Annotated in this window: 16 protein-coding genes and 2 pseudogenes; 12 read left to right on the top strand and 6 right to left on the bottom strand. The window is 53.5% G+C overall.

The window, feature by feature from the left end; all coding sequences use genetic code 11:
• Positions 1–2 precede the first annotated feature (2 nt).
• Complete coding sequence (locus PHN51_02905; GenBank protein MDD2817729.1) at positions 3–518, top strand: PH domain-containing protein; 516 nt, start codon at positions 3–5, stop codon at positions 516–518.
• On the opposite strand, the gene PHN51_02900 is transcribed toward PHN51_02905, so the two are convergent.
• From PHN51_02900 to PHN51_02890, 3 genes are read right to left on the bottom strand one after another with little or no spacing between them, the layout of a single operon-like run.
• Entirely contained in the window at positions 515–892 is a 378-nt protein-coding gene (locus PHN51_02900) for a type II toxin-antitoxin system death-on-curing family toxin (protein ID MDD2817728.1), read from the bottom strand. The genes PHN51_02905 and PHN51_02900 overlap by 4 nt on opposite strands.
• 17 nt (positions 893–909) lie before the next feature.
• A complete protein-coding gene (locus PHN51_02895; GenBank protein ID MDD2817727.1) occupies positions 910–1,107 on the bottom strand; it encodes a hypothetical protein in 198 nt (65 codons plus the stop codon).
• Positions 1,108–1,156: 49 nt separating this feature from the next.
• Positions 1,157–1,690 carry a GtrA family protein gene (locus tag PHN51_02890; GenBank protein ID MDD2817726.1) on the bottom strand — a complete coding sequence of 178 codons (534 nt, stop codon included), beginning with the start codon at positions 1,688–1,690 and terminating at the stop codon, positions 1,157–1,159.
• A 65-nt stretch (positions 1,691–1,755) separates the two neighbouring features.
• Here PHN51_02890 and PHN51_02885 point away from each other — a divergent pair, with 65 nt between their 5' ends.
• Both PHN51_02885 and purE read left to right on the top strand, forming a co-directional pair.
• On the top strand, positions 1,756–2,913 hold the full coding sequence (locus PHN51_02885) for a 5-(carboxyamino)imidazole ribonucleotide synthase (GenBank protein ID MDD2817725.1): 1,158 nt from the start codon (positions 1,756–1,758) through the stop codon (positions 2,911–2,913).
• A 10-nt stretch (positions 2,914–2,923) separates the two neighbouring features.
• A complete protein-coding gene (purE, locus tag PHN51_02880) occupies positions 2,924–3,415 on the top strand; it encodes a 5-(carboxyamino)imidazole ribonucleotide mutase (GenBank protein ID MDD2817724.1) in 492 nt (163 codons plus the stop codon).
• 719 nt (positions 3,416–4,134) lie between these two features.
• Here purE and PHN51_02875 read toward each other — a convergent pair.
• Complete coding sequence (locus PHN51_02875; GenBank protein ID MDD2817723.1) at positions 4,135–5,454, bottom strand: UDP-glucose/GDP-mannose dehydrogenase family protein; 1,320 nt, start codon at positions 5,452–5,454, stop codon at positions 4,135–4,137.
• Positions 5,455–5,504: 50 nt separating this feature from the next.
• Between PHN51_02875 and PHN51_02870 the strand changes: the two genes are divergently transcribed.
• From PHN51_02870 to PHN51_02850, 5 genes are read left to right on the top strand one after another with little or no spacing between them, the layout of a single operon-like run.
• Positions 5,505–7,142, top strand: a complete 1,638-nt coding sequence (locus PHN51_02870) for a glycosyltransferase family A protein (GenBank protein ID MDD2817722.1) — start codon at positions 5,505–5,507, stop codon at positions 7,140–7,142.
• Entirely contained in the window at positions 7,139–8,149 is a 1,011-nt protein-coding gene (locus PHN51_02865; protein ID MDD2817721.1) for a glycosyltransferase, read from the top strand. The genes PHN51_02870 and PHN51_02865 overlap by 4 nt, the downstream gene beginning before the upstream one ends.
• The gene (locus tag PHN51_02860; GenBank protein ID MDD2817720.1) at positions 8,146–9,069 is read left to right on the top strand and encodes a hypothetical protein; all 924 of its coding nucleotides are present in this window, start codon (positions 8,146–8,148) and stop codon (positions 9,067–9,069) included. The genes PHN51_02865 and PHN51_02860 overlap by 4 nt, the downstream gene beginning before the upstream one ends.
• A complete protein-coding gene (locus PHN51_02855; GenBank protein MDD2817719.1) occupies positions 9,066–10,586 on the top strand; it encodes a CDP-glycerol glycerophosphotransferase family protein in 1,521 nt (506 codons plus the stop codon). Before PHN51_02860 ends, PHN51_02855 begins: the two co-directional genes overlap by 4 nt.
• A complete protein-coding gene (locus PHN51_02850; protein ID MDD2817718.1) occupies positions 10,583–11,668 on the top strand; it encodes a glycosyltransferase in 1,086 nt (361 codons plus the stop codon). Before PHN51_02855 ends, PHN51_02850 begins: the two co-directional genes overlap by 4 nt.
• A gap of 40 nt (positions 11,669–11,708) precedes the next feature.
• On the opposite strand, the gene PHN51_02845 is transcribed toward PHN51_02850, so the two are convergent.
• Positions 11,709–12,401: a phosphocholine cytidylyltransferase family protein gene (locus tag PHN51_02845; protein MDD2817717.1), complete on the bottom strand. Its 693-nt coding sequence runs from the start codon at positions 12,399–12,401 to the stop codon at positions 11,709–11,711.
• 59 nt (positions 12,402–12,460) lie between these two features.
• Between PHN51_02845 and PHN51_02840 the strand changes: the two genes are divergently transcribed.
• On the top strand, positions 12,461–13,264 hold the full coding sequence (locus PHN51_02840) for a CDP-alcohol phosphatidyltransferase family protein (protein ID MDD2817716.1): 804 nt from the start codon (positions 12,461–12,463) through the stop codon (positions 13,262–13,264).
• Positions 13,261–14,127 (top strand): glycosyltransferase, encoded by an 867-nt coding sequence (locus PHN51_02835; protein ID MDD2817715.1) that lies wholly within the window; start codon positions 13,261–13,263, stop codon positions 14,125–14,127. The genes PHN51_02840 and PHN51_02835 overlap by 4 nt, the downstream gene beginning before the upstream one ends.
• 5 nt (positions 14,128–14,132) lie before the next feature.
• Here the strand turns inward: PHN51_02835 and PHN51_02830 are convergent, their stop codons facing one another.
• Positions 14,133–15,542 (bottom strand): LCP family protein, encoded by a 1,410-nt coding sequence (locus tag PHN51_02830; protein ID MDD2817714.1) that lies wholly within the window; start codon positions 15,540–15,542, stop codon positions 14,133–14,135.
• Positions 15,543–16,422: 880 nt separating this feature from the next.
• Here PHN51_02830 and PHN51_02825 point away from each other — a divergent pair.
• Positions 16,423–17,274, top strand: a pseudogene (locus PHN51_02825) (N-acetylmuramoyl-L-alanine amidase).
• Between the two features lie 105 nt (positions 17,275–17,379).
• Positions 17,380–17,484 (top strand): annotated as a pseudogene (locus tag PHN51_02820) (stage II sporulation protein D).
• Positions 17,485–17,515: the final 31 nt, after the last annotated feature.

Genomic DNA, 17,515 nt, shown 5'->3' with positions numbered 1-17,515 from the left:
TCGTGGCCTATCCAGCAAAGCTCCTTGCCCCCGGTGAATCAATCGTTTATGAACTTAAACCCCATTGGCGAGGGCTCATCGTTCCGTTCTTTTTCTTCTTGATTGAACTGTTCTTGCTGACGTGGTTGTTCATCACGTTTTCGGACAACGACATTCTGCGGTGGATCATCGCTGGAGTGTTTGTGATTGTGGCGGTTGGCTGGTCAATCGTGCCGTTCTTGCGGTGGTTGACCACGCAATACGTCTTCACTGATCGACGCATCATCATTCGCAAGGGCTTGCTCACCAAGCAGGGCAAAGACATGCCGCTGTCCAAGACCAACAACATCACCTTTAATCAAGGCATCTTGGGTCGCATGTTCAACTACGGCAACCTTGATATTGATTCAGGCAACGTTGATGGAAGTTTGGTTATCAACGACGTGCCTAATGTTGAAGAGATTCAACGCGATGTGTATCGGTTGGTTGAAGAGGATGATGCGCGCCGCCGCACAGGTGGAAACCAGTCCGTTATCTAGCGATTTATGGTGTGCGCGACAACCCACGTACTAATTTCTGGAACGTTTATTTCGCCGCGAGCAATCTGTAACACAAATTTTTCCGCATCGTCCACGGTGTAACTCAAAGTCACATCGTTCAGCAGTAAGAAGACCTTCAATGCGGTCCACGCTAGACGTTTATTTCCATCGATGAGTGGGTGATTGCGCGCGAGTGAATGAATGAGAGCAGCCGCTTGTTCGTTAATTGTTTGGTAGGCGAGATCACCAAAGACGCTGGCTTGAGGCCGTGCACACGCTGATTCGAGTAACCCCAGGTCGCGTACCTGAACCTCGGGAAGAATGCCGCGAGCTATTTCGAGCAGATCGTCAATCGTCAGAAAATCTGTGGTCACGATGGTGGTCAGATTAACTATTGGCTGAGGCGATGGAGAAGTTCAGCATCTTGCTCGGCAACAAGCTCAATCGCTTGCTTCAAGCGCACGGATCGCTCCGAAATATAGGTATTTATCGCTGTGCGGGCGACTTCTTGCATTGAGCGGTTTTCAAGTTCAGCCCTCTTACGAAGCGCAGCGGTTTCTTCGTCCGTGAGTCGCAAGGTCATAGCCATGTAGTAATGATACCAGCCAGATACCACTTTTGAATAGGTGTGAACAGCCCTAGATCAACGTTGACGCGTCGCGCTCAGCGAGTTCTTGATCCGCTGGATCATCAGGAACTGCCGGGAATACCCACTTGCGGTAACTCCAGAAGCGGAACAACGTGCCAAGTCCAAGGCCAATCACGTTTGCGCTCAAGTTATCGGCAAGGGCGCTGGTGAGTCCCAGTACATAGTGCGAAAGATAGAGGCAACTGACTGAAATCAGCATGCCAACGCCATTGAGGAGAAAGAACATCAAGAGCTCGCGGCTCATGTGTGTGCGCCCACGGTGGCGGAACGTCCAGTAACGGTTACCGAAATAGGCCACCAACGTGGCAACGGCGACACTGACGATCTTGGCACTGATTGGTCGGTCGAACATTGGCCCTTGGCCACCGGCGAAACGTAGAAGATTGAACAAGCCGATATCGACGACGAGGGCGACCAGGCCGACGGCGCCGAATTTGGCTACCTCACGAAAGAGCGCCGCGAATTGCTCCTGAAAACCACGGACCACGCGAACAAGAGCGTTCGAAGAGGTGGTTTCTGGCATTCGGGAAGCATAGGTCACGCCAAGCGGCATTTTTCGGGGGATTCGTGAGGGGCTAGGGTTTGCTAGTGAAGCAACTCGACGGCGCCCCAATTGTGGGCATGATCGGTGGCGGGCAACTGGCTCGAATGACTGCCGAAGCCGCAACTGCCCTAGGTGTCGGTTTTCGAGTCCTTTCCGCCACAGATACCGATCCGGCAGCCCAGGTTGTTCGCGATGTGCGCATCGGTTCCCATGATGATCGTGAAGCGGTGCTGGCCTTTGCTCAAGGCTGCGATGTCATCACCTTCGATCATGAGCATGTGCCGACCGACATTCTTGAAGAGCTCGCTGCACAGGGGATTGAAGTGCGACCAAGTGCAAGTGCGCTTGCACATGCGCAAGACAAAATCCATATGCGTCAAGCCCTCACAGCGATGGGTGCCCCTTGCCCGGCCTGGGCCAAAGTTGAAAGCCCACTTGATGTTCAGGTGTTCGCTGAAGCGAACACCTGGCCCGTCGTCCTCAAAGCCTCGCGCGGAGGGTACGACGGCAAAGGCGTGTGGGTGATCGACGATCTCGCTCAAGCAACTGAAGTGATGTCGACCCCGCTTGCTGCGAATTCATTTTGGCTCGCGGAACAATTCGTTCCGTTTGTGCGTGAACTATCCGCACAAGTTGCGCGTTCACCCCATGGTCAAGCTGTGGCGTATCCCGTTGTTCAAACCAAGCAGACCAATGGCATTTGTGCCGAAGTAATTGCGCCAGCACCAGATCTCACTGACGAACTTGCATTAGAAGCGCAACAAATTGCATTGCGCATTGCGCAAGAACTTGATGTCGTGGGAATGCTCGCTGTTGAACTCTTTGACACCGGTGATGCACTCGTGGTGAATGAACTTGCGATGCGCCCTCATAACTCTGGCCATTGGTCTATTGAAGGTGCTGTCACAAGTCAGTTCGAAAATCACTTGCGCGCTGTACTTGATCTGCCGCTTGGAGATCCAAGCACTCGATCAGATGCAGTAGTGATGGTAAATGTGCTCGGTGGCACGGTTGGCAATCTCTACTCCGCTTATCGCCATGTGTTTGCTCGCGATCCTGAACTCAAAGTGCATCTCTACGGCAAGGTAGTAAAGCCAGGCCGCAAGGTTGGACACGTAACGCTACTTGGCGACAACGCGCAAGAATTATTGGTTCGCGGCCGACATGCAGCAGACTATTTTTCAGGAACCATCGATGAATAAAGGAGACACCATGGCTACGCAGCCATTAGTAGGTATCTGCATGGGCAGTGATTCAGACTGGCCAACGATGCAGGCTGCCGCCGACGCTCTCGATGAGTTCAACATTGCTTATGAAGTCAACGTGCTTTCAGCTCATCGCATGCCATTAGAAATGGTGGAGTACGGCAACAACGCTGTTGAGCGTGGCCTCAAAGTGATCATCGCTGGAGCGGGCGGAGCCGCGCATCTTCCAGGCATGCTCGCTTCGCTCACACCAATCCCCGTGATCGGTGTTCCTGTTGCTGTCGGAACACTTGACGGCATGGATTCGTTACTTTCCATTGTGCAAATGCCTGCAGGTGTTCCTGTTGCAACGGTGGCTATTGGTAACGCGCGTAACGCAGGTTTACTTGCTGTGCGCATGCTCGGCATCGCAGATGCTGATCTTGTTGAATCAATGGTGGAGTTTCAAAGCGAACTCAATGCTGCAGCAAAAGCAAAAGGCGCAAACCTCAAGCGCTAACGCACAAGGTTTTCCACAGCTTCAAATATTCACGTTGTTTTAGCGTGCACTCTTTCTTAATCTGAACGCGCACGCTGTTCTTGTTTGTCGCTTTCGTTTCCCGGTGGTGCACCCGGTCTTCGTCAACAGTAGTTGTTAGGCGAAGGGGAACGGAGGTGGCCGATGTGGTGAAAAAAGCGAAAAGCGACTCAGGAAACCTGAGTCGCAAACGCTTTCCCCTAGACAAGGACAGCGTAGCACTGGCATTGCGAAGCGCACTAGTGTTTTTGTTGCGAATTGTGGTGGTTGAGGGGTTCAGATTGTTGATGAAACATCTGGGCTAATCGGCGTTGGCGGGGTCTTTTCCCCGCCAACCCAGTTGTCCACAGCTTCAAATATTCACGTTGTTTTAGCGTGGACTTTTTCTTAATCTGAACGCGCACGCTGTTCTTGTTTGTCGCTTTCGTTTCCCGGTGGTGCACCCGGTCTTCGTCAACAGTAGTTGTTAGGCGAAGGGGAACGGAGGTGGCCGATGTGGTGAAAAAAGCGAAAAGCGACTCAGGAAACCTGAGTCGCCAACGCTCTCACCTCAACAAGGGGAGCGTAGCACTGGCATTGCGTGGAGCACTAGTTTTTCTTTTGCGAATCGTGGTGGTTGAGGGGTTCAGATTGTTGATGAAACATTTGAACTAATCGGCGTTGGCGGGGTCTTTCCCCGCCAACCCAGTAATCAAAAGTGCTTAGGCGTTTGGTCGACCAAGTGCACGGTAGGTGAAGTCTGCGTTGCGCCATGCTTGTGGATCAAGGGTGTTGCGACCATCGATCACATGGCGGGTATTCACGACCGTTGCAACAACTACTGGATCAAGTTCGCGGTACTCATTCCACTCAGTGCCGTGAATGATGAGATCAGCACCATCAAGGGCTTTCAGTACATCTTGTTCGTACACCATGTTTGGGTACACGCGCGCTGCGTTTTCCAAGCCCTTCGGATCGTGGACCTTCACCTTGGCGCCTGCGTTACTGATAGCAACGGCAATATCAAGGGAAGGTGAGTCACGCACGTCATCACTGTTTGGTTTGAAGGTTGCGCCAAGCACGGTTACTGACTTACCAACAAATTCACCGTCAAGAACCTTGCGTGCAAGATCAACAGTGTGAGCACGACGACGTAAGTTGATCTGGTCAACCTCGCGAAGGAACATCAACGCTTCATCGGCACCAAGCTCACCGGCGCGTGCCATAAACGCACGAATGTCCTTCGGCAAACATCCGCCACCAAAGCCAAGGCCTGCGGCTAAGAAGCGATTACCAATGCGTGGGTCGTAGCCAATTGCTTGCGCAAGTTGCGTGACATCAGCACCTGCTGCTTCACACACTTCTGCCATTGCATTGATGAAGGAGATTTTCGTTGCCAAGAATGAGTTGGCGGCAACCTTGACCAGTTCAGCTGTGGGGAAGTCGGTCACGAGGAATGGTGTGTTGATCTCAAGGAGAGGTGCATAGACCTCGCGAAGCAGATCTTCGGCGCGCTCGCTACGTACGCCTACCACCAAGCGGTCAGGGCGCAGGGTGTCTTCAACTGCGAAACCTTCACGCAGGAACTCTGGATTCCAAGCGACCTCAACACCGGTCGCTGCTGTTGCCTTCAGGCGCTCTTCAATTTCGTTCGCGGTGCCGACAGGAACTGTGGACTTACCCACCACGAGCGCATTGGGCTTGAGATAGGGGGCAAGCGCCTCGACAGAACCGAAGACCTGAGACATGTCTGCCTTCTGGGCTCCAGCAAGTTGCGGGGTGCCAACACAGATGAAGTGAATATCGGCGAATTCGGCAGCTTCTTGGATTGAGGTGGAGAAGTGGAGACGGCCAGCAGCGATATTGCGCTCAAGGACCTCGTCGAGCCCTGGCTCATAAAAGGGGACTTTGCCGCTTTGGAGGATGGCGACCTTGTTGGGGTCGACGTCGATCCCAATCACTTCAAACCCAAGTTCAGCCATGCAGGCTGCGTGGGTGGCTCCGAGGTAGCCGGTGCCGATAACTGAGAGTCGCAACGTCATGACGCAAGGCTACCGGCGCGGACACCCATTACCCCTCTACGCTGGCCCATGTGAGTAATCCCCTAGCCCTAATGCGCGACCAAAGTAAGAAGATTGCACGCGGCCCGGTTCCTGGCCTTCCTGAGGGGATCATCCTCAAGATCAAGCCGACCTCATGGCTGATCAAAGGTGACAACGTCGATTCCCTCAGCCAACTGGCGGTAATGATCGTCGGCGGGCCGGAGATCACCCGTATTGATGTGCGCTTGAAGTCTTGGACTCCACCCAAGGGTTGGACCGGAGCGCCAAAGCTTTCTGGAATTAAGTCCCTGTGGCTTCATGGTCACGGCGACGGCATCTTGCTGGAACTTGTTGCTCACGAAAAAACTGACCCAGCGCTGTTGGTTGGAGCCGCAGTTCGCGTGCTGCAGCCGATGGTCTCGTCAGGCTTTGCTTCACTGCTCACCTTTGGCCCTGGTTTGCCACAGAAAGCGGCTTCACTCGTTGCCGATCTCAGCGATGTTGTCACTCCCACTGAGCAAGCACACGCGCATCTTCGTCGCTGCGACACTTTGGTGACGTCGTCACAAGTTTCACTTGATTCCATTGACCGCGTGCGAACCGTGGTGATCGATGAAGATCGACCAGCATGGCTCGTTGATGGTGTCGAACACGAAGTGTTTGTGAACCCACTCGTACACCGCCCGATTGGTCGCCGTTCTATTGGCCCATGGCCCATTGGTGTTGGTTCTGTTCAGGCTGGCGCACTTGTTGTCGAAGGCAACGGCGTGCTGGTGAAAACAGAAGGTGACCTTTCTGAAAGTGATGTTGTTGCGCTTCGCGGTTTAGCTGGTGTGCAAACGATGTTGGAACTGCCTGCGCGTTGGCGTGCACAACTTGAAGCATGTGGCTTGCTGGTCCGTGCAGACGGATTTCCTACGGATGACATGGATTGGCTAGTTCAGTCCGTTCACACACGCCGCCATGCGCTTCGCGCCTATTCACCGGCCGCTGCTTTAGATGCTTGGCCAGCGGTATCCGTAGTGCTTGCAACGCATCGCGATCGATTCATTGATCATGCTGTTTCGCAGCTTGCTCGCTTGGCTTACCCGAACTTGCAGATCATCGTGGGGTTGCATGGCGTTGAAGTAGATGAATCACGCTTTACGCCGATTGCCCACAACCTCAAAGTTGTTCGCATTAGTGGCGAAGTTCCATTTGGAACAGCGTTGCAGCAGTTAAGTCAGCAGGCAGAAGGTCAGCTCATCACCAAAATGGATGACGATGATTACTACGGACCAGAGCATGTTTGGGATCTCGTTCTGGCTCGGATGTATTCAGGCGCAACCTTGGTTGGCAAGGCGCTTGACTGGATTCATGTTGAGTCTGCGAATAAAACTGCGTTCCGCCCCGAGTACGCGGCTGAAAAGTACGCACCATTTGTAGCTGGCGGCACGATGCTGATTTCACGCGCTGATCTTGATGCACTCGGCGGATGGCGCCCAGTTGCTAAGTCAGTTGACCGCGCGTTGATTGAAAGTGTGGAGCGCATAGGTGGTGCCATCTACCGCACGCATGGCTTGGGTTACCTCTACGAGCGCCGCGGAGAAGGTCACACCGCAACTCCCAATGAAGAGCATTTTCTCACCAAAACTGTGCGCACCTATGAAGGGCGTATCGAACACGAAGTTTTCGGGACGCGTGCATGACCAACGCACCACTTTCGCCGCTGCCACGCGTGAGCGTGATCATGCCGGTGCTCAATGAAGAGCGCCATCTTGATGAAGCTGTTGAGCAGATTTTGCGTCAGGACTATGCAGGTGAGTTGGAAGTAGTGATGGCCGTTGGTCCATCTAAGGATCGCACGCAGGAAGTCGCTGATGCGCTCGCTGCGCGTCATGCAAATGTGCTTGTCGTTGCAAACCCAACGGGCAAAACTCCGGCCGCACTGAATGCGGCAATTGCGCAGTCCACTGGCGAAGTTGTCGTGCGTGTTGACGGGCACGCGATGATCCCCGGCGACTACGTGTCACAAGGTGTTGCAACCTTGCAAGAAACAGGTGCTGACAATGTCGGCGGAATCATGGCCGCAGTGGGATCAACGCCTTTTGAGTGTGCAGTTGCACGCGCGATGACTTCGAAGTTTGGGGTAGGTGGCGCTGCTTTCCATGTTGGCGGTGAACCTGGCCCCGCGTTAACCGTGTATCTCGGATGTTTTCGCGCTGAAGCCTTGGCGCGGGTTCAGGGCTACGACAACAGTATGGAACGTGCACAGGATTGGGAAATGAATCTGCGTATTCGTGAAACCGGTGGCATCGTGTGGTTCACCCCAACGATGCAGGTGGAATACCGACCACGTCCGAATGTGCGGGCGTTGGCTCGTCAGTATCACGATTACGGACGTTGGCGGCGTGAGGTTGCTCGCCGACACCCAGACACACTTTCACTTCGTTACCTCGCTGCACCCGTTGCTGTGTCACTTGTGATTCTTGGTGTTATTGCTGGAGTTGTCGGCGTAATGCTGGGCAATGACTGGTTGGCATCGTTCGGTTTCCTCATGCCTCTTGGCTACGCATTCGCAAATCTCTTTGCTTCATCTATTTCAGCAGTGAGCCCGACGATGCTGAGTTTCTCGGCTGCAGTGCGATTGCCAGTTGTGTACGCCACCATGCACGGCGCTTGGGGCTTGGGTTTCTTGCGCGGAGTGAAGTCATGAAACTCTTCGGGCGACGCAAGCTGCGCTGGACAGTGCTGACTTCTGCGCCAGGTGGAAAAGCGGGAGAGCAGTGGGGCGATACTTGGTTTGCTCGAGATCTTGTTGATGCTTTACGCACACTTGGTCAGGATGCACACACCACATCGCGTCAAAATGCCCATTCACTCGAGCGTGAAAAAGATGATGTGGTGGTGGTATTGCGCGGTTTAACGGAAGTGAAGCCAAACCGCTCCAAGAAGAATTCCATCTGGATTCTTTGGGTGATTTCCCACCCCGAATTGGTCACAGAAGAAGAGGCCAGCCGCTACGACGTGGTCTTTGCTGCGAGTAATCACTGGAAGCCTGACTTTGTTGATGTGCATCCGCTGTTGCAGGCGACTAACCCAACGCGGTTCACGCCGCGCGCAGGTGTTTCTGACTCGGGCGATGAAGTGCTGTTCGTGGGATCTACACGTGGAGTCTTTCGACCAATCGTGAAAGATGCGATGGAAGCGAACCTGGAGCTGAGTCTTTATGGAGTTGGTTGGAAGGAATACGTTGCGGCTTCGCAAATCAAGGCTGAGTTCCTTGCCAACGATCAACTCCCTTCTGCATATGCGAGTGCGCACGTAGTACTCAATGATCATCATCAATTCATGGCTGATACCGGATTCCTCTCGAACAGACTCTTTGATGCAGCAGCGACTGGAACACGAATCATTTCTGATCCGGCCCTTGGGCTAGCAGAAGTTTTTGGTGATCATGTGCGCACCTACTCTTCGGTTGAAGAGCTTGCGTCAATTGCCAGCGATGTTGAGTCTGCGTTCCCAAACCAAGAAGAGCGTCTGAAGTTCGCTAGCGAAATCGCGGAAAAGCACAGCTTTGCTGCACGTGCGAAGGAATTAATAGCTTTTGTGAAGGCGAAGCAGTCGCGATCATGAGTGAGGCCATGGACGTCAGCATCGTGTTGACAAAGCGGGCGGATCTCAACGGCGCCTTTGCTGATCAGACTCTGCGCAATCTAGAAGTCGTGAGTTCCTTGGATGAAGTGCGTGGCACGTGGGTGATGTTTGCTCCACCCTTCTTTGGCTACGAGCGTCACATCATGAAGAACTTGTTATTAGCGGGGGAATCAAGCAATGCTGATGTGGTTGTGGGGGCCGTTAAGGGCCCGTGGGTTCCAACTACATCTGATCCTTGGGCCTTCGCGGAAGTTCATTCGCAGGTTCCATCAACCCACGCAATGTTTCGAGCATCGTGGTTGAAGGAGCAATCAGAACTCACATCACTGCTGATGAGCGACACGGAAACGTTGCAAGCAAGTGCTCTTGGTGGCGCTCACAGCATTGTCACGATCCCTCAGGATGTTGTCGCAAAGCCAATGAAGAAGGCAGCGAACCCGAAGAATGCCAAAGGTTCGCCATTTAAGAACATGCCAGCTTTGGGCTACTTCATTGCCAAGTACTTGCCTTTGAAAAATGAAGTGCTGTTTGATGTCGAAGGCGATCGAGCTGTCGACACCGCATTGCCAGCATTAGCAGAGCAATGGAAGCAGTTGAACCCAGGTGTGAAACAGAAGTGGATCACTCCAAAGCTTCGCGACACTTGGACCCATGCCTGGCACCTTGGTCGCGCGAAGTATTTAGTTACCAATGAAGTCTTCTTGAATCGCATCCCAAAGCGGGAGGGTCAAGTGATGGCAGTGGCTGGCGTTGGCATTCCGGTGCTGCGTGTTGGCCGCGATAACCCTGATTGGGTGTTGCAACCCACATCTGAGCGTCGCCCAGCATGGTCGCAGGTTGGGCGATGGGACGTGGCGATTGCCGCATCACCTTTTGCGGAGCAAGTCTTGCGTTCCTCAACTGCCTACGTGAGTGAAGTAGTGCAGGCGTCACCGTTTGCGGACGCCATGTTGGACGAACTCAGAGACAAGGATCTCGCAACGCGTTTAGGTATTGATCCTGCGCGCAAGCTAGCTGTCTGCGCGTTCTTCACGAGTCAATCTGCGTCAGATTTAACCGAGTTACAGGAACGCCATGGCAGTGAAGTGCAGTTTGTGGGAGTGACTGACGATTGCAGCACTTTGCGTCTTCCTACTGGTGTTCAGCAAGTCGCAACAGACCTTCCGCTTTGGCTTGCGGCGGCAGATGTATTGATCACCGATTGGTCATCACTGCTCATGGAGTTTGGTCGTCTGCAACGTCCGGTCATTGCAATTCAGCCGAATCGTGTGGATGTGGTGCGCAGGCGTGGCACGTATCTTGATTTGCCTGCTGTGTTGCCTGGCCCGATTGTTGAAGATCAAGCAGAACTTTTGAGTGCGGTTGAAGCCTGGCTTGATAATCCGGATTCAGTGCCAAATTACGCGGATCGCAGGTCTTCGTTCGCGCAACTTTGCGGAGCAGCGACTGGCGACAGTGCGCAGAGAATCTGGGCTGCGATGGTGAGTCAATCATGAGTACGCGCGTGGTGTTGCTGGCGAACAATGTTGACGAAATGGGTGGAGCTCAGAAAGTTGTGCAGGTGCTCGCTGGAGGCCTTGCTTCGCGCGGTTATGACGTCACCATTGTGGGCATAGAACCCGTGGGTGAACGCACTGCGCATGAAAGTGCGCGCTACCAAGTCGAACGGCTCTTGGGCGTTACCTATCCGAAGGAACCGGGGCCTGAACTTGATGCCTTGCGCGTAGGCGCCGTGAACAAGCTGCAGAGCATTCTTGACGCGGGGGAGCCTGGCATCATCGTGACCGCCCAGGTTTGGGCGATGGAGCATGTACTGGAATGTGATCTGGCTGGCTGGCGAACCATCGGGCAGTTCCACTCTTCTGTTGAAGCAGCAATATTCAACAAAGATATGGCCCGAATTCTGCGTGCTTACCGAGAGGCTGATGCCTTTCTTGCTCTGACAGATATCGATGCAATCCGGTTTACGCAAGCAGGGTTAAACAACGCCAGTGCGATGCCAAACCCACTTGCTCAATGGCCAGAATCAGTTGCGGACCCTTCTTCGAAAATCATCACGTATTTAGGGCGCCTTTCTGCGGAGAAAGCGCCAATGACCCTTGTGCAGGCTTGGCGCATTGTGTGCGGTGAAGGTCGCCTCAACGATTGGTCGCTCAACATCATTGGTTCAGGCCCGCATGACGTGCAGATTGAAGCTGCAATTGCTGATTTACCGCGCGTTCAGTTGCTCCCACCTGTGTTGGATCCATATGAGGCGCTGCAATCAACGGGAATCCTCGCGGTGCCATCGCTCGTTGAAGGTCTCCCTCTCGCAGTCATGGAAGCTCTGGCAAGTGGAGTGCCGGTGGTTGCCAGCGATTGCTCTGCAGGAGTTCGCGAACTACTTGATAACGGTGCCTGCGGAGTCTTGGTCAACCGAGGAGACGCAGCCGATCTTGCTCGCGGAATGTGTGCACTTGCCGAGAATGACCAATTGCGGGCAACTCATGCCGCCCATGGACGCCAGCATTTAGGGAACTATCGCTTGGATGCGGTGCTCGATCGATGGGAAGAGTTGTTTGCAACAGTGCAACGCTAGGCACCACGTTTGAGATGCAGTGATGAAGATGTGCAGCAGTTTAAAGGTGCAAATTTGCGCGTGAGAGATCTTCTTCGAAGTCCACTTCAACGGCAAAGAGATCAGTGATGTCCAGCGGCTTAACCTGTAAGCGATCGCGATCAATCGCAATTTCAAGACCACGCTCGAAGTAGTCACCGTCTTCGCATGATTCCAAACCGCGTATGAAGGTTGCGCGGTCTTTGGCTGCGATGAAGTTAATACCAACTGCTTCACCAAGGGCAGGACTCACTGTTTTAGAAAGTGCATCAATGAAACCATCGGCATTCACGGTGTACTTCACTTCTTCGTCCGCTACAGCAGAAGTATTGACACACACGAAGGACTGATCAGCGTCCATCATCGGCTTACAACGTTCAAGAACCGCAGGATCGAACACCACATCGCCATTGAGCCAAATCACGCCGCCATCGGAAGCCAGGCGAAGCGCCTTAAGCAGTGATCTGTTCGTATTGGTTTGATCAAAGTTCTCGTTGTAGGCGTAGGTGACGTTTGGAAAGGCTTCCAGGATCATGTCGAGTTTGAATCCCACGACCGTGAGCACACGAAGATCCTCACCAAAAGCCTTTTGCAGGTTGTCCATCTGCTGGCCCATGATCGTGCGGCCATCAGCTAGGGGAGTGAGTGGCTTAGGCCACGGCTTACCTAGCCGAGTGCCCATTCCAGCGGCCAAGATCACTGCTTGAGTATTCATGTGGCGCATCTCCGGAGTGGGCTTGGTGCTACTGACGAGGAGTGACCTATCGTAACGGCGTGACCGATCAGCCGCGCCCTACACACCCAACGGTGGCCCAGATCCGTGAGGTGTGTCAGCCACCAGCAATTCGCGGCCGCACGAACTCAGAACATTGGGTTGCCGATGTCTATTTACGTGATATTTCGCCTTACCTGACCAAGCAACTGTTGAAAACCCCAATCACGGCGAATCAAGTCACCTGGCTCATGGTGGCAACGGGTGCATCAGCCGCCTTGGCTTTATTGATTCCTGGCATCTGGGGCCCGCTGTTGGCTGTCTTCCTGGGTCAGATGCAAATGCTGTGGGATTGCTGCGATGGCGAAGTGGCCCGTTGGCGCCGCAAGTCATCCCCTATGGGTGTGTTCATTGACCGTGTTGGTCATTACACAACTGAGGGACTAATTCCGATCGCATTGGGTTTACGTGCTGCAGGCTTTCCCAACGAAGGCTGGCTTGATTCCATTTGGCCATTCCTCGGTGCCCTTCTTGCTGTCATCATTCTTTATAACAAGGCGCTGAATGACATGGTGCATGTATCTCGCGCATACAACGATCTTCCTAAGCTCGTTGACAAAGCCGAGGTCGGAGTTCCAACACACAGCGGTGTTCGCAACCTTCGTTCACTTGCGAAGTTCTTCCCGTTCCAGCGCGCCTATCACTCGGTTGAGTTAACGATTCTGATTTTGATTGCCGGAATTATCGACCTCTTCATTGGCGACCTTGGTGCTACAAGAGTGCTCCTCATTGCTCTTCTTGGTTTTGGTGTCATCACGATCGTTGGGCACCTTGCATCGATTCTGACCTCGAGCAAATTGCGATGAGTGTTCCGACCTATGGCGTAGTCGTCCTCACCATGGGCAAGCGCCCAGAAGATCTCGCTCGTGGCCTGCAGTCACTTCTTGATCAACAAGGTGTTGATCTGGACATTGTTGTTGTTGGTAATGGGTGGCAACCCAGTGATCTTCCAACTGGTATCAAAGCGCACGGGTTGCCAGAGAACATTGGTATTCCTGCAGGGCGAAATGCTGGCGTAGATCAGGTTTCAGGTGACTTGCTGTTCTTCCTCGATGACGACGCATCCCTTGCTGATCCACAATTCCTGGCGACGGTTGCGCAACGTTTTGCTGCGGACCCAAAGTTGGGGTTGATTCAACCGAGAGTTGTTGATCCAACAGGACTTGAAGCACCGGGCCGTTGGGTTCCTCGCTTGCGGGTTGGTGACCACGCAACACCAGGCCCAGCAACAGCACTATGGGAAGGTGCTGTTGCGATGCGGCGCGATCTCTTTGATCGCATCGGCGGCTGGCCTGATGAATTCTTTTACGCGCACGAAGGTATCGACCTAGTGTGGCGAGTGTGGGATGAAGGCTTTACTCCTTGGTACGCCGGTGATCTTGTGGTGCATCACCCAGTGATTGACCCTGCTCGGCACGATGTCTACTACCGACTCAATGCACGCAATCGCGTATGGCTAGCACGTCGCAATCTTCCTCTGGTGATTGAGCCGTTTTATGTTGGCACTTGGGTGGGTATGACGTTATTGCGCGTGCATGACAAGGCCGCATTGAAGTCTTGGTTCGCAGGTCTTGGGGAAGGTATCAAGCACCGACCTATGGGACGCAAAAAGATGCAATGGAAAACAGTGTGGGCAATGACTAAAGCTGGCCGCCCACCGGTGATTTAGCGCGATTAAGAAGCGCAGAAGGATTCGTCACCGGTATTCAACTTCGAATACACGTCTCCGGCAGCAGCGCTGATGATCACCGGCTTGATCGCTGTGAAGTCAGGTCCAATGGTGAGAGTCATCCGTTGGCCATTACCCGTTGGATCTGCCTTCGCAGTGGAAGCCCACACCAACGTCTTGGCACTGGTGTCCCAGCGCGGGCTGTACTGCACAACTGTTGCGGTTACCGGAGCTTTGGCATTGCCGACATTTTGCACGCGGTAGCCCTGAGCCTTGAGTTGCTTGGCAACCTTGCGGGCAAGTCCTGGAGTGGTAGTGCCGTTAAACACGTCAACGTAGATACCGCTCGGCGCAGTAGAAAGTGTTGGTTGCCCATTGGTTGGCTTTGGTGGATACGCAGTGTCTTCGCGCATTGCTTTCCACACTGGGCGTGCTTTCTTCTTATTTTCCAACACGTTAGCGCCGTCACCAGCTGGCTTCCAAGGCATGGTCAAAAATGTGAGGTTTTTCGGATTGATGTCCTTCATGGAAAGCACAAGCTCTTGCAGTTGCTTGAGGTCTGCCATTTGTGGATCAGCAGTGATCGCTTGGGTTGCAGCGTCGAGAAGACCGATCACAGAAGCTGGATTCAGCAAGGTCCCGCTTGAAAGCACCTTGCGGGAAAGGGAAGAGATAAAAGCTTGCTGACGACGAATACGAGACGTATCTGATCCGTCACCAATGTTGTGGCGAATGCGCACGAACGCTAACGCTTCTTCTCCAGTAACTGTTTGCTTTCCTGCAGGAAGATTCAAGCCGCTCTGTCGATCCTTTACAGGTTCAGTGAGGCAGATTTCCACGCCGCCAACGGCGTTCACAATTTTCTTGAAGCCGCCAAAGTCAATCTTCACAAAGTTTGTGATGTCCATACCCGTGAGTTCGTTGACCGTTTTAATCGTGCACGCAGGTCCGCCGATGGAATAGGCATCGTTGAATTTCGCTGTCTTGTTGCCGACTGTTTGGCCTTTGCTGTTTTCACATGTTGGAATATGAGTCAAGGTGTCTCGAGGGATGCTCACAGCGATGGCATTTGAACGGTCAGCGCTCACGTGTAAAAGAATGGTGGTGTCGGAGCGCTCTCCGTAGTTCATTCCTTTTTTGCCGTACCCCTGATTGCCCTTGCCGGTTCGGGTATCTGTTCCCATCAGCAGCACATTGAGCGGTTTGGTGTTGCCATCGGCGTCATAGACCAAGCCGGCGGTTTCTGGGGAACTAGTGGAACCATCGAGCTGGCTTGAGACGTCCAAGCTCTTGATGTTTCCCTGGAGGTTTCCCATGAGGTGGTTCACGCCTGCACCGATGACGGTGGTGACCAGCACGATGCCAGCTGCCAAGGCAGCAATGATGCGCGGCCAGCGTCGGCGCGAGTTTGCCATGAACGTCCTTCTCACAGGGGGTGAATAGCCATCGTAAGTCGCCAAGTGGCTCCTCACGAATGCTCAGACGGCGTGTTGCCCTGTGAGGTTCCCGTAGGGGAGACCTAGGTAACAGTTAGGCCTCATATGGCGTGTGCTGATTGAGTCCACTGCCTTGTCCATGGCACCGTAGGTATTCGTCCCCTTCTTCCCCGAAAGGACCCGTATGACGTTTCGAGCATTTGCTCGTCGTCCCATCGTTTGGGTCACCACCTCTTGTATCGGGGTGGCGGGGTTTGTGTTGCCTGTTACGAGCTTGCCGAGCCTGGATCGCAGTGCTGTTACCCCAACTGAGCAGTCCATCTCAGTTACAGGAATCGATGAAGTGGGGATCACCGAATCAGCCGTTGCAATGGCATCTTGGTCAGGTGGTGCATCGGTTCAGTCCTTGGGCCTAGCGCACAAAGACCATGCCCATGCTGTGAGTGCTGAGGAAGCAACAGATCTCACTCCAGCTATTGCTACAACAACTCTCGAGACTGAAAACTTTGGCTTGGTGGCAGTGACTGCTGATACACCTATTGACCCAGACTCACGTGTGCTCGTTCGTGTTCGTGAAGATGGTAACTGGGGATCGTGGGAAAAGTTGGCGATCTCAGATCACCGACCAGATCCAAATTCATTGGAAGCTGCCAGTGCGCGATACGGAACAGAGCCGCTCCTGACCGCTGAAGCAGATGGCGTTCAAGTGCGCATGGATACGCCAAGTGGTGTCGAACCAGCAAACACTCAGGTGGTGTTGCTTGATAACCCAGTAACGAGTGCTGATGGCAATCTTCCTGAATCTCAAGCGAGCAATGATCCAATTGCATCGGTTGAAGCTGGAACGGTCAGCGCACCAATGCCAAACATCATCACTCGTGCGCAGTGGGGTGCGGACGAAAGTTTGCGTCGAGGGTCTGCAACCTACGCAGGAACAATTAAAGCGGGATTCCTGCATCACACAGTGACAACAAATAACTACACACCTGAACAGGCAGCTCAGCAGGTGCGCAATCTCTACGCCTACTTCACCAAGAGTCTTCGCTATTCAGATATGGCGTACAACTTCATCGTTGACCGTTTTGGTCGACTCTATGAAGGCCGTGCTGGTGGAATGGATCAAGCAGTTGTCGGTGGCCACACTGCTGGCTTCAATCAAGACACGTTTGCGGTTTCAGCTCTCGGCAACTTCCAATCGGCTTCGCCTGCACCAGATCAAATGAATGCGATTGACGACGCAGTTGCGCAACTCTTTGCGTGGAAGTTAGCGCTGAACCATCGCGATCCAAACGGGTCTACACAGCTCACCTCTGATTCATCAGCGGGAACCTCGAAATATCGCGCGGGTCAGGTTGCTAATGCCCTCGTGATTGGTGGTCATCGAGATATTGGCAGCACAGCTTGTCCTGGCAAGTTCCTTATACCACAACTCCCTGCGATTCGTGCCGCAACGACAGCAAAGATGGGTGTCACAGCAATCAACCCGGCTGTTGGCCCTGCTGTTGCTTGGGGAGCCAATCAGCCATTGGTTTTGAACACCACGACCAATGCGCCATTGACGTGGACAGTAAATATTTCTTCACGCTGTGGAGCGGTTGTTCGAACTCTCACCGGTGCACAGACCGCGCCGGGAGCCCTCGCAGTCAACTGGGATTTGAAGGACAACGCTGGCAATGCAGTTCCTCCCGGCACCTACAGTTTTAATCTGACTGGAACAAGCGGCGCGGATTCGATTTATCCATGGACTGGAACAGGTGTCATCACAACGGCACCAGGTTCGCCAATTGATCCATGTGGCCCTCCTGACACTTTCTCGCTCACAGGAGCTGGTTACGGCCATGGCATTGGAATGTCGCAATGGGGCGCCTATGGGATGGCGAAGGAGGGAAGTAATGCAACCCAAATTGTTTCGCATTACTTCCCAAACACTGCTGTTGCGCCAGTGCAAGATG

Source organism: Candidatus Nanopelagicales bacterium (assembly GCA_028687755.1).
Taxonomy (GTDB): domain Bacteria; phylum Actinomycetota; class Actinomycetes; order S36-B12; family S36-B12; genus UBA11398.
Note: the sequence above shows the minus strand (reverse complement) of the source record. Positions and strands in the feature narration are given on the sequence as shown.